The organism is Parabacteroides massiliensis, from assembly GCF_900155425.1.
Classification (GTDB): Bacteria; Bacteroidota; Bacteroidia; order Bacteroidales; family Tannerellaceae; genus Parabacteroides; species Parabacteroides massiliensis.
The window spans coordinates 1,263,282-1,276,827 of sequence record NZ_LT700189.1 but is presented as its reverse complement, the minus strand read 5'-3'; the positions used below and the strand labels follow the sequence as shown (position 1 = coordinate 1,276,827).

Annotated in this window: 10 protein-coding genes; 5 read left to right on the top strand and 5 right to left on the bottom strand. The window is 45.4% G+C overall.

What is annotated here, in order from left to right:
• Both BQ9893_RS05455 and BQ9893_RS05450 read right to left on the bottom strand, forming a co-directional pair.
• Window positions 1-3,246, bottom strand: coding sequence for a SusC/RagA family TonB-linked outer membrane protein (locus BQ9893_RS05455; protein ID WP_075965079.1), 3,246 nt, complete (start codon window positions 3,244-3,246; stop codon window positions 1-3).
• Between the two features lie 462 nt (window positions 3,247-3,708).
• The gene (locus BQ9893_RS05450) at window positions 3,709-4,608 is read right to left on the bottom strand and encodes a 1,4-dihydroxy-2-naphthoate polyprenyltransferase (RefSeq protein WP_075965078.1); all 900 of its coding nucleotides are present in this window, start codon (window positions 4,606-4,608) and stop codon (window positions 3,709-3,711) included.
• Between the two features lie 89 nt (window positions 4,609-4,697).
• On the opposite strand from BQ9893_RS05450, the gene BQ9893_RS05445 reads away from it, so the two are divergent.
• The 4 genes from BQ9893_RS05445 to BQ9893_RS05430 all read left to right on the top strand — a co-directional run bounded on the left by BQ9893_RS05445 (window position 4,698) and on the right by BQ9893_RS05430 (window position 6,810).
• Window positions 4,698-5,102 (top strand): hypothetical protein, encoded by a 405-nt coding sequence (locus tag BQ9893_RS05445; RefSeq protein ID WP_075965077.1) that lies wholly within the window; start codon window positions 4,698-4,700, stop codon window positions 5,100-5,102.
• A gap of 111 nt (window positions 5,103-5,213) precedes the next feature.
• Window positions 5,214-5,420: a hypothetical protein gene (locus BQ9893_RS05440; RefSeq protein ID WP_075965429.1), complete on the top strand. Its 207-nt coding sequence runs from the start codon at window positions 5,214-5,216 to the stop codon at window positions 5,418-5,420.
• Window positions 5,421-5,451: 31 nt separating this feature from the next.
• Window positions 5,452-5,661: a hypothetical protein gene (locus tag BQ9893_RS05435; RefSeq protein ID WP_075965076.1), complete on the top strand. Its 210-nt coding sequence runs from the start codon at window positions 5,452-5,454 to the stop codon at window positions 5,659-5,661.
• A 210-nt stretch (window positions 5,662-5,871) separates the two neighbouring features.
• Window positions 5,872-6,810, top strand: a complete 939-nt coding sequence (locus BQ9893_RS05430; protein ID WP_075965075.1) for a calcium/sodium antiporter — start codon at window positions 5,872-5,874, stop codon at window positions 6,808-6,810.
• Between the two features lie 6 nt (window positions 6,811-6,816).
• On the opposite strand, the gene BQ9893_RS05425 is transcribed toward BQ9893_RS05430, so the two are convergent.
• The 3 genes from BQ9893_RS05425 to BQ9893_RS05415 form a co-directional block, all read right to left on the bottom strand.
• Window positions 6,817-8,112, bottom strand: coding sequence for an NCS2 family permease (locus BQ9893_RS05425; RefSeq protein WP_075965074.1), 1,296 nt, complete (start codon window positions 8,110-8,112; stop codon window positions 6,817-6,819).
• A gap of 11 nt (window positions 8,113-8,123) precedes the next feature.
• The gene (locus BQ9893_RS05420; RefSeq protein ID WP_075965073.1) at window positions 8,124-8,840 is read right to left on the bottom strand and encodes a nucleoside-specific channel-forming Tsx family protein; all 717 of its coding nucleotides are present in this window, start codon (window positions 8,838-8,840) and stop codon (window positions 8,124-8,126) included.
• A gap of 152 nt (window positions 8,841-8,992) precedes the next feature.
• Window positions 8,993-11,038, bottom strand: a complete 2,046-nt coding sequence (locus tag BQ9893_RS05415) for a M13 family metallopeptidase (protein ID WP_075965072.1) — start codon at window positions 11,036-11,038, stop codon at window positions 8,993-8,995.
• Between the two features lie 157 nt (window positions 11,039-11,195).
• On the opposite strand from BQ9893_RS05415, the gene BQ9893_RS05410 reads away from it, so the two are divergent.
• Window positions 11,196-13,535, top strand: a complete 2,340-nt coding sequence (locus BQ9893_RS05410; protein ID WP_075965071.1) for a beta-galactosidase — start codon at window positions 11,196-11,198, stop codon at window positions 13,533-13,535.
• The last annotated feature ends 11 nt before the right edge of the window (window positions 13,536-13,546 follow it).

The window sequence follows — 13,546 nt, the reverse complement described above, 5'->3', positions numbered from 1 at the left end:
TTAGAAATTAACGTTTAAACCAACGGAAATCGTTTTACACAACGGATACAATTTTCCATCTCCCCAAGCTCCACCTAAAGTTTCAGGGTCGAATATACCCGTAATATCGGATATCGTCAGCAAATTGTCACCGGATACATAAACTCGAACAGAAGACATGCCGGCTTTAGAAACCCACTGCTTCGGCAATGTATATCCTAACTGGATATTTTTCATACGGATGTAAGCTGCGTTCTGCAAATAACCGCTTTGAACGTATTGGTTCTTCGTACCATCGAAACTGGCTCTCGGATAATAAGCGTTCAAGTTTGCTCCTAAAGGATCGCCTTCCGGACGCCAGAAGTCCCAATGCTGCTTGAATCCGGCAGACTGCCACATACCACCGGAAGCACCCCAGAAATACGGGCCGGACAACCAGTAATCACGTTTGCCTACTCCCTGGAAGAAGACAGAGAAATCAATGCCTTTCCAAGCAGCATCCAATGTCAGACCGAATTTATAACGAGGAGTACTGTTACCGATGATGGTACGGTCGCCCGGATTATCAACCGTATTGGCTCCGGAATTGACAACGCCGTCACCGTTCAAATCTGCATACATGATATCGCCCGCACTCCAATTGGAACCCCAGCTCGGTCTGTTGTTGGCAATATGAGCATCCATCTCTTCCTGTGATTGTGCAATACCGACAGTCGTATATCCCCAAATGGAATTCAACTTCTTTCCACTGTAGTGAGCGATATCCAAAGATTTCGAATCATTTGGATAATTGGTTATCACCTGTTGGTCATCAGACAAAACGAATTTAGCTCCGTAGCTGAAATCCCCGATACGATCTCTCCAGGAAAGTTCCAGTTCAAAACCGTACGATTTCATGTCCGAGTTGTTAATCTTCGGAGGAGTAGCACCTAACACGCTTGGCAATTCAGGAGCCGGCCCAATCATGTCGTAAGTATAACGGGTAAAGTAGTCAAATGAACCTGTCAAACGGTTATTCAACAAAGCCCAGTCCAGACCGACGTCCCAAGATTCGATCGTTTCCCATGTTTTCAGAGAACTTACGATACCCGGAAGCCCTGCAACATTCGGTTTCACACCATTGATCAACCATCCGCCACTGGCCGTTCCTGTCGGCATCGTCTGGTAGAACGGATACCATGCATCTTGTGTATCGGTATTTCCCAATTGTCCCCAAGAACCTCTCACTTTCAATGTGCTGAACAATTCGCTTAAATCACCCACAAATTCTTCACGCGCAAGGTTCCAACCTACAGAAACCGAAGGGAAGAACCCCCAACGCTTGTCACCGACAAAACGGGAAGATCCGTCGTAGCGGCCATTCAATTCAATCATATACCGTTCCTTGTAGTTATAATTGATACGCCCAAAGAAACCGGCTACTGCATTTTCAGCCCGTCCGCCACTGACTTTCTGTTCAGAGGTAGTCTGACCTAAATACGGGGTTTCAGCAGATATCAGTTTATCACCTTGACCGGACATCGTGTCGTATTTCGTCAATTCGGCATTGAAACCGACCATGACTTTGAAATAATGGTCACCGATCGTTTTTGCGTAGTCCGTATAAAAGTTGGTCGTGAAATAATCTTCTATATAACGGCTTTCCATAACGCGGCTGGCTCCCGGAGAATAGGAAGCGCCACCATCCCAACTAATCGCATAAGGAGCGCCATCTGCATCATGAGCATAAACCGGCAATACGGCCCAATGTTGATTATTGGTATGTGTACGCATATTACCATCAATATTGATCGTCCAATCCTTAATTGGTTCCAACCTCAATCCTAACTGCTGTGTATAATAGTTCTTCTGTTGTGTTTGCACACCGCCATCACGCATCTGAAGCAACTCCATGCCCTCTGCCAGATAACCATTATCGTCATACACCGGGCAGGTCGGCCAGCGACGTGCGATGTTGTGGAAGAACAAACCCGTCATATAGGTAGGACGACTGTAATCTTCACGAGACCATTTACTCGTGTAATTCAAACTCGCCCAACTTGCCAACTGTGCCGAGATTTTAGCATCCATCGTATAACGTTTGAAACGGTCTTCGCCATAACGGATAAGGCCTCGTTGGTTTAAAAAGCTACCGCTCACACGATAAGTGACTTTCTCAGAACCACCACTCACACTCAAATTATGTTCATGCGAAGGGACCCAATCTCGATAAACTTCACTGAACCAGTCTGTATTAGCATTTGATCCACTATACATATTCCATTTGTTCTGCGAATTGGCAGTCGAAACGGTACTGATCTTGCCAGCCTGATAATCTTGAATACGCTGCATGACTTCTGCACTGAAGACGGCACTTTGACCGGCATTTGCAGCAGCCGCATTAAAATATTGGGCAAACTGATAGGAATCCATCATTTCCGGAACCTGCAAGGCATCCGTGAAACGGACGTTTCCTGTGTAGTTAACATTGACTTTGCCTGATTGCCCGCCTTTGGTCTTAATCAAAATCACACCGAAAGAAGCACGAGAACCATAGATAGAAGAAGATGCGGCATCTTTCAATACAGATATAGATTCAATATCCGCAGGGTTAATCGTATTCATATCCCCTTCGATACCATCAATCAGGACTAACGGCGAAGAACCGGATCCGTCACCGATAGAACCTGTACCACGAATATTGACATTCAGCTTATTGTCCAATGTTCCTCCACCCGTATTCACTGAAAAGTTCAAGCCGGGAACAACCCCCTGTAATGCTTGAGAAACATTTTGAACAGGTCGTGATTCAATCACATCTGCGTTGACCATGCTCACTGCACCTGTCAAATTCACCTTTTTCTGTGTACCGAAACCAACAACAACGACTTCATCCAATTGTTGTGAATCTTCTTTCATTTTCACATTTAAGGTTGTTTGTCCGGTGTAAGTAATCTCCTGGGTTGCAAAACCGATGTAGGAAATAACTATTACATCCCCTCTCTTTACACCATTCAGGACAAAACTTCCGTCCATTCCGGTCATAACACCATTAGTTGTGCCTTTAACTACAACAGAAGCACCTGCTACCGGTCCAAAATCGTCCGATACGACACCCTTCAACGTAGATGCCTGCTGAGTGACATTAGTTCCAGCATGTGGCTTCAACAAGGAAACATCTTCTGCATACAAAGACGAAGAAAAGGCTAATAACATCAAGCCTGCCATCCCCATTGTCTTCAGTGTTTTTTGTCGCAGAAAATCATTACGATCAAAAAAATTTTCCATCTTGATTTAAGTTTATCTGTGATTAATATGTACTATCCCTCCAAGAGAGAGATATTTTTTCAGCGTTTAAAAATTTCTTCAGCCTAATGCTACTTCACCATTATTATATACTTTAATAATAAAATATCACAATCTGTCATAGTTCCATTAGGACTGTGGCTTTTTTAACACTGCAAATATATATACAATATTTCAAATAATAAAAATTAAGTTAGAAATATAATAATCAAACGCTAAAAGATAAAAAAGTGTTTAATCCTCATTATGCAATAACCATCTAATAATCTTCCTATTAGCACCATCCATATATAACTTAGTCCTAATGGAACTATGTTGCAAAACATAATTTATTAGTTTCTTTTAAACATCGTTTAAAGGATTACGGCAGACAGATTGAATAACATCTCTTATATGCGACATTGGCCTTGGCAGGCATTGAGAAAAGAACTTACGGCGTCCTGATTACAGGCCGGCACCTGCATATAAAAATAACAAAGAAAGAATGGCTGCAAAAAGAAAAACATTGCGTGCAGTATGCCCCAACGTGCGATTTAAAGCTCTCCCTTCCAATGTAAACAATTCCCGCGTCGTGTAAAAGCAAAGGGCGAACAGGATTCCAAATAAAAACAGAATCCACCAGGGAGCATCCAGGATAAGCGGAAGAACCAGGAGAAACGCAATACATTCATTCAAAATATAAAATACCCGGCCAAAACGGCGACCGAACAAAACGATTGTCGTCCGTTTACGAGTAACCTTGTCCTGTTCGTAATCCCGATAATTATTGACAACTAAAATATTCACAGACAAAAGCCCCAAGGCCACAGATAATAAAAAAGACAACAAAGAGAAACTCAACGTTTGTATATAATAGGTAAAACAAACCGGTATAACTCCGTAAAACAACAATACGCAGACATCTCCCAGCCCGTTATAAGCCAAAGGAAAAGGCCCGGCAGAATAGGCCAACACACATACGGCGATCGCAATTCCCACCCATATCAGCCGCCAGTCAGCAAAACAGATCAGCAACAAACCGAACAGGCAAGCCAGCCCTAATGTAACAAATGTACCAGCCAGCATAGCCTTCGGCGTGATCCAGCCCTGCGCAACCGCCCGCTCCGGCCCTAACCGGTCTTCGCGGTCGGCTCCCTTCTTGAAATCGAAATAATCATTTGCAAAGTTACTGGCTATCTGGGCGAAAAGAGCCACAAAAAAACACAATACTGCCGGCATGATATCGAACATCCCGTCATAATAGGCCAATGCACTCCCCAACAAAACCGGACTGACAGAAGCCGGCAAAGTCCTGGGGCGTGCTGCCTCCATCCAAGCTCCAACAAGAGATTTTTTATCTTTCATAATCTGTTTTCAGTATAATTGCATGCAAAATTAAAAACAAAAAGGGCACATATTTGTTTTTTACGTAAAAATTCATATATCTTTGCAGCATGAAGAATTTCCTATTCATATTGACTCTGCTGTTCGGTATGTTGCTTTTTGTACCCGAAGACGTACAGGACAATGATACTATGCTTGATTTGCAGGCACAGAAAGAGGCTGTTATGATGGAAAAAGGGACCGCAGACATGCAGCATAATCTGGAAATCTTAGGTAATGACTTGAAAGGTAGCAATTGCCTGACACCTCGTAGAACCATTCAGAATGTCAGCAACACATTTAACATACGGTTACTAAAAATTGAAGAAAGAGCTACCCAGTATTTTCGCTTGAAAGAAATCAATCTTTTAAGGAAAGTATCAGAAGTGGTAACAACACATCAAACCATTAACTTTTCAACTCTCCTTTGCCGCATGGGATATCACGTGTACGCCTTGCGGAAAATCATTATTTGATTGTAGGTGAATAATCTCCAATTTTGTATGGGATACATATTCCATACTGTTTTCCTATTGCATTTACAAAAATGCAAACAATTCATTATTCACTTTAAAATCAAAATAATTATGTCTACTAAAAAGAATAAATTCAGTATCTATATTTATATCGTTATTACTATTATTGGTTGTATACTCGCTTGCAGTTCCATCATTCCGAATGATTATCTGAAACTGGTAATCGTTATGGGAGCCCTCGGCGTGGGTCTGTTTGGTATCATGAAAGGCCTTAGCACTCCTTCCACAACGGAAGAAACAGCCACTCCCGAAAAATAAAGGATCGTTTCACAGCCAAAAAAGTACAGATATGAAAATTAATAAAGATCTTGTGGATGCAACTATGATGTTGTCATTCATCATTTTGGTATTAATCGGGACTTCCGACTTCTCTAATGTGTTATTAAAAGAGATAACAATGGGTGGTCTTGCCCTGCTGAGTGTAGCAATGATTGTTTTACGAATCATACACATGCGACAGGAAGCCAACAGTCCGAAGGATGAAGAATACGAATATTAAAAGAATAACCCTTAACTGCCCTTAACTATCAATCAATGTCTGGTAGCTTCCTGTTGTTTGCTTCGTGGTGATCGCGAGGTTTTCCAAGGTACGTTTTTCTGCCTATAAAACAACTTGCTGTTTACTTGGTTACGGCAAATATCCTTTGCCGGGCGACAGGAAGCAGGACATTTTTTTAACAATTAACAAACTAATAAGAAAAAAGAGACCATGATAACAAGTCTGACGTTATTGATTCTCTCTCTGATGGCGCTTTACATTGGGGCCGGTTGGTTGGTTCAAGGGAGTTCCGCTTTAGCCCTCAAAGCCAATATTTCACCATTGGTAATCGGTCTGACCATTGTTGCATTCGGGACAAGCGCCCCCGAACTGGCGGTAAGCTTGGGCGCCACGCTCAGGGGACAGGGGGATATAGCAATCGGGAACATCGTAGGTTCGAACATCTTTAATATCGGGGTTATATTAGGAGTTTCAGCAACCATTTGCCCGCTTCAGGTAAAAAAACAATTGCTCCGAATTGACATCCCGATCATGTTGGCCGCAACCATACTGTTCACCATCCTTTTCTGGAACGGGACATTAGGCCGGATGGAAGGACTTTTCTTTCTAACAGGAATCATTATTTACACATTATTCAGCCTACTTTACTCTCGTAAACAGGAAGAAGAGCCGAACTTGGAACTCGAAGAGCAGCCTAAACACTGGGCTGTTGATACACTGACCATCATCGGCGGCCTGGTCGTTCTGGTCTTTGCATCCCGATTATTGGTGGACAATGCTGTTTCCATTGCCAAAGAGCTCGGTGTGAGCGAGGCGGTTATCGGACTTACAATCGTTGCAGCCGGAACCAGCATGCCGGAACTGGCAACATCCGTCGTTGCCGCCTACAAACACAAAACGGATATTGCCATCGGGAACATCGTCGGCTCAAACCTATTCAACATACTGGCCATAGCCGGTTCCTGTTCGCTTATGCATCCCATCGAGGCCAAAAATGTAAACTACATCGACCTGCTGGTCATGCTGGCTATATCCATTTTGTTATTGCCGCTGATGAAAAGCGGACAAAAAATATCCCGGACAGAAGGGGCCGCTTTGATTCTCATCTATGTGATTTACCTGTTCTGGTTACTTCGCGACACCTTCTGACGGCTTTTATGCAAAAATAAATTTCAAAATAAACAGGGCTGCCAACACATACATGGTAGGGCTTATCTCCTTATGTTTACCACATCCCAACTTGACCAACACATAGCACAGTAGTCCCAAGACCATTCCATCGGCAATAGAATAGGTCAGCACCATCATGATCATGGTAATAAAGGCAGGAAGAGCCTCAGATATGTCGTCCATATCGATTTTAGTGATAGAATCCATCATAAAGACCCCGACCAGCACCAAAGCTCCTGTTGTTGCCGCACTCGGGATCAACAGAAACAGGGGTGCAAAAAACAAAGCCAACAGAAACATCATACCCGTCACCAGCGATGTGAACCCCGAACGTCCACCCTCTGCAATGCCGGAAGCACTTTCCACATAGGTGGTAATCGTAGAACTTCCCATCATGGATCCGACCGTCGTACCGATCGCATCGGACATCATCGCCTCCTTTACGTGGGGTATCTGCCCGTCTTCCTCCATAATACCTGTTTTCGAAGCCAATCCGACCAGCGTACCGACCGTATCGAATATATTCATAAACAGCAAAGTAAAGATAACGATTGCCATATCCAGCGTAAAGAACTCGTTAAAATCGAACTGACAAAACGTTGGTGCCATCGAATGAGGAACGGAGACTGGCAGAAACCCATCCGGGATTTCTGTCACGCCCAACGGAATGCCGACCAGTGTACAGATCAATATGCTGTAGAACAAGGCTCCCTTCACCTTTCTCAAGATCAGGATACCGCTCAACAGAATTCCGACCATCGCCAAAACCGAAACCGGAGTAAACGATCCGAACATCACGAAAGTCGCCGGGTTTGAAACGATAATACCGGCATTCTTCAAACCGATAAAAGCAATGAACATACCGATCCCCGCTGAAATGGCGAAGCGTAAATTCTTCGGTATGCTATTCAATATCACCTCCCGAATGTTCAGGAATGTAATCAAGATAAAAATCACTCCTTCCACAAACATCGCCGTCATGGCGGTTTGCCAAGAATATCCCATACCTTGCACCAGCGTAAAAGCGAAAAAGGCATTCAGCGCCATACTGGGAGCCTGAGCAAAAGGCAATTTTGCCATAAAAGCCAGCAGTAAGGTAGCAAGAGCCGATGCCAAAGCGGTTGCGGTAAAAACAGCACCTTTGTCCATCCCCGTCGTTGCCAGGATAGAGGGGTTGACAGCCAGAATATAACTCATTGTCAGGAATGTCGTAATTCCGGCAATAATCTCCGTCCGCAATGTCATTGTCTGTGGGTCGAACCCAAGTAATTTCTTCAGCATATCCAACCCGATTAATCGAATGACCACTTAATTGCCAATGTAGGAATGGCATAAAATCCTTTACGTGCGCCAAAATTCTGGCTCAGCTCTACCTCGCTACCGACACTCAGTTTGAACTTATCATCAACATGTTTCAATTTGTTCAGATTCACCCAAAACTGCGGTTCGCTCAGGAAAATAAAGTTTCGATGGCTGCCGTCTGCATAATCGGTCCGTTCCCTCCACCAGTCGGCAAAACCGCTGAATGTACAAAGACCGTTCTTGGCAAAATGGATATACCACGTACTTGTCAACTGGAAGTTGTTTGGTTCCTTGTGTTTCTGGATATATTTATACATGGCGGTAAGTGTAAAACCTTTCGTAAAGTCAGAACTGTTCCACGTATAGGTCGCACCGCCGAGATAAGCGTTATTGTAGGAAAAACTGTTCGATGCTCCACCATTATATTCGACATGTATGGAAAATGGCGGCTGCCAGAAACGCAACTCGCGGGCGATCTCCCAATAACCGGCAGCAACACCTTTACTGGTATAATCCATATCAACAAAGAAATAGGTACTTCCCCATTTATCTGCTTTAAACATTTCCACCGTCGAGGTCAACACCGGACGGCCGTGTAAATCCTTGTCATAAAGAGCGCCCCCGAAATCATAATGTAACTGCACATTCTGTGCCTTTCCGCAACAAACAATAGCCAGCAAAGCTGCCAGCATAAAAAACCTTCTCATCTTATCCTAAATTGTTAAAGTGTTAAAGAAAGATGCAAATATACAAAAAGAGATATATCAAAGCAATAACACTTCGATACATCTCTTTCTGCAAATGTTTTTTACAAACTACCGTACACTCGCTTTCCGGAAAAGAACCGTTTCTTTCCGTCTTACCAAATCACCACCCGGTCAGCCGGCAACATATACATCGGTTCGCCTTCTTTGATATCGAATGCGGCGTAGAAAGCATCGATATTGCGGAGGGCGGCATTGACACGCCACTTGCCTAATGAGTGCGGATCGATCTTGGTCAGACGCAAGATCTCTTCAGGACGGATGTTTTGGGCCCAAAGATTGGCGTAACCCAGATAGAAACGCTGTTCGTTGGTAAAACCGTCGATCGGAGCCGGTGTTCCTTTTCCTTCCAAAGAGTTGAGGTAAGCCAAATGTGCGACCATTAAGCCTCCCTGGTCGGCAATGTTTTCTCCCAATGTGAAACGACCGTTGGCATGAACGCTGTCCACAACAATGATATCGCTATATTGCTGAGCCAGGCGGTCGGCACGTTGCGTAAAGAGAGCGGCATCTTCGGCCGTCCACCAGTCGCTCAAGTTGCCCTCCTTATCATAGTTGCGTCCTTGGTCATCGAATCCGTGAGTCATTTCGTGGCCGATCACGACGCCGATAGCACCATAGTTCACAGCGTCGTCAGCTTCCGGATTAAAGAAAGGAGGTTGCAAGATGGCGGCAGGGAAACAAATCTCGTTCGTTGTCGGATTGTAATAAGCGTTTACCGTCTGCGGGCTCATTCCCCAACGAGCTTTATCGACCGGTTTGTCTACATCCGCTAACATATAATTGACTTCAAAGATATTGGAACGGCACACGTTCGCCCAATAAGAATCATTCTTGATCTCCAGGCCACTGTAGTCGCGCCAAGTGTCGGGATAACCGATCTTGACGATAAAAGCGGCCAATTTTTCCTGCGCCTTCGCCTTAGTGGCATCGCTCATCCATTCCAGGCCGGAGATACGGTCACCCAAAGCTTTCTGCAAGTCGCCGACCATCTTCAACATTTTTTCCTTGGAAGAGGCGGGGAAATATTTAGCCACATACATCTGGCCGACAGCTTCCGACAAGGCACCGTTCACCGTAGATAAAGCACGTTTCCAGCGTGGCTGCTGTTCCTGACGGCCGGACATCGTCTTGCCATAGAAATCAAAATTTGCTGCGACAAACGGATCGCTCAAGTAAGGAGCGGCAGAGCTAAGCAGGTTGAATGTCAGGTAATATTTTTGTTCATCCAAAGTCGTATTCTTCATCAAGGCAGACAGACCTTCGTAGAACGGGAGCTGTTTCGCATCCAGATATTTGATATCCATCATCCCCATGCTTTCGAAATAAACATCCCAGTTCAACGGATCGTTCTTGGCTTTGAAGTCTTCGACAGACATCTTATTGTAGTTCTTCCGGGAATCACGCAAATCTTCACGGCTGAAAGAAACTTCGGCAATGCCTTTTTCGATCTTCATGACCGCATCGACGGCAGCATCGGCCTGTTCGGGAGAACTTCCGATCAAAGTAAACAGGCGGGTAATATAGTTTTTATAGGCTTCGCGCATCTTCTGGCTGCTTTCGTCTTCCAGCAGGTAGTAATCACGATCCCCCATACCCAGTCCGGCTTGGTACAACTGTACAATATTCATGGAACTGTTCTTTTCATCAGCCCCGACATACAAGGCAAAGAAAGGAGCCATTCCCTCCTTATGCAAGGTCGCCACCATCTTGGTCAGTTCGTCTTTCGTTCCTAACTTGTTGATTTCAGCGAGCTGATCCTTAATCGGAGCATAACCGTCTTCATTCAGTTTCACGCTATCCATCCCCATTGCGAACAGCATACCGATCTTCTGCCCGACGCTCCCCTCCTGTTGCGGTGTCTCACTGAGACCTTCAATAAGCGTACGGATCTGTTCCTGATTGTTATCCCTGAGCTGGTCGAAAGTACCGAAACGGGCATATTCCGGTTTCAGCGGATTATTCTTCATCCAACCACCACAAGCATACTGATAGAAATCGATTCCCGGAGCCACGGTTGTGTCCAGGTTTGCCAGATTAATAGCATCATTCTTTACAGCGTCCTTCGCAGGAGTTTTACTGCATCCCACCATTGCGGCCATTCCGGCGGCAACAAGCGGTATTACCATTAACTTTTTCATCTTGTTCAACGTTTAATCATTCATTTTACATGGCAAAGGTACACAAATTGAAGCAAATGGAACTATTTTTTCCATTTATGCCCCACAAATATCCCGCACATAAGTGTAATTTATGTACTTTTATCGCCGGATAATATTTATAAACTAATTTTATATCATGAAGTACCTACAGAACACAGCATCCTGGCTGATAGCACTGTTTCTCATTGTCCTTTCCGGCTGTAACCAAAAGCCGGCTGGAGAACACACTTTTACGATCAGCGACAAAACATTTCTGTTAGACGGGAAACCGTTTGTGATCAAAGCCGCGGAAATCCATTACACCCGTATTCCGGCCGAATACTGGGAACACCGCATCCAACTTTGCAAAGCTCTTGGCATGAATACGATCTGCATCTATGCCTTTTGGAATATTCATGAACAAAAACCCGGCGAATTCGATTTCAGCGGACAGAACGACATTGCCGCTTTCTGCCGCCTGGCTCAAAAATACGATATGTATATCATGCTGCGCCCCGGCCCTTACGTCTGCTCCGAATGGGAAATGGGAGGACTGCCCTGGTGGTTGCTGAAAAAAGAAGATATCAAACTGCGTACCAACGATCCTTATTTCCTGGAACGGACCAAACTGTTCATGAATGAAATCGGGAAACAGCTTGCCGACCTCCAGATCACAAAAGGAGGCAATATTATTATGGTACAGGTCGAAAATGAATACGGTTCCTATGCGACAGACAAGGAATACATCGCCAACATCCGCGACATCGTGAAGGGTGCAGGATTTACAGACGTTCCTCTGTTCCAGTGTGACTGGAGTTCCAACTTCCAGAACAATGCCCTTGACGACCTGGTATGGACCGTCAATTTCGGTACGGGTGCCAATATCGACGAACAATTCAAAAAACTGAAAGAAGTACGCCCCAACACCCCGCTCATGTGTAGCGAGTTCTGGAGTGGATGGTTCGATCATTGGGGACGCAAGCACGAGACACGCGATGCGGAAACGATGGTATCCGGTATCAAGGACATGCTCGACCGCAACATTTCGTTCTCTCTCTACATGACGCATGGAGGAACGACTTTCGGCCATTGGGGAGGAGCCAACAGCCCCGCCTACTCGGCTATGTGCAGTTCTTACGATTATGACGCGCCTATCAGCGAGGCAGGATGGACAACCCCCAAATATTTCAAATTGCGTGAACTTCTTGCCGGCTATATGGACGAAGGCGAAACACAGTCTGAAGTACCGGCTGCTAAACCGATCATCGAAATACCTGAATTCGAGATAAAGGAAGTCGCTCCTTTATTCGGAAACCTGCCGGAGCCGAAGACTTCTGAAGACATCAAACCGATGGAACAGTTCGACCAAGGCTGGGGAACAATCCTGTACCGGACTACACTTCCTGCCGTGACCTCCGGCACTATCCTCCTAATTACGGAAGTGCACGACTGGGCACAGGTCTATGCAAACGGGAAACTCTTGGGACGCCTGGACCGCCGCCGCGGCGAGAACTCCCTTAAACTGCCGGCTTTAGCTGCCGGGACACAGTTGGACATTCTGATTGAGGCTATGGGACGTGTCAACTTCGACAAAGCGATCCACGACCGCAAAGGAATCACTGAGAAAGTGGAATTGCTGAACGAAGGCTCCACTCAGGAATTGAAGAATTGGCAGGTGTATAGTTTTCCGGTGGATTACCCGTTCGTGAAAGACAAAAAGTATGCTCCGGGCAAGAAATCAGACGGACCGGCCTATTACCGTGCGACATTCAACTTGGAAGAAACAGGCGACGTATTCCTCGATATGCAGACCTGGGGAAAAGGCATGGTTTGGGTAAACGGGAAAGCGATGGGCCGCTTCTGGAAAATCGGGCCGCAACAAACACTCTTCATGCCGGGCTGCTGGCTGAAGAAAGGCGAAAATGAAATTATCGTACTCGATTTATTAGGTCCGGAAAAAGCAACGATCAAAGGCCTGGACAAACCGATCCTGGATATGTTGCGTGCCGAAGCACCGATGACACACCGTAAGGATGGTGAAAACCTGAATCTCAAAAACGAAAAGCCGGTAGCCTCGGGTACGTTGAAAGCCGGCAACGGCTGGCAGGAAGTCAAATTCGACGCGCCGGTGAAAACCCGTTTCTTCTGTCTCGAAGCACTGAGCGCCCAGGATGGCAAAGACAACGCCGCCATAGCCGAATTCTATCTGTTGGACGAAAACGGGAAACCACTCTCCCGCCAGCACTGGCAGATCGCATATGCCGACAGTGAAGAGACACGGGGCGGTAACTTTACCGCCGATAAAATATTCGACCTGCAGGAATCGACTTATTGGAGTACGGCACGCGGTGACAAATACCCGCATCAAGTCGTGATCGACCTGCGCGAAGAAGTGGTTGTCTCCGGTTTCCAATACCTGCCTCGAGCAGAAGAAGGATATCCGGGCATGGTCAAAGAGTATAAGGCATACACAAAAACGAACCCGTTCAAATTTTAAATCTATTAGAC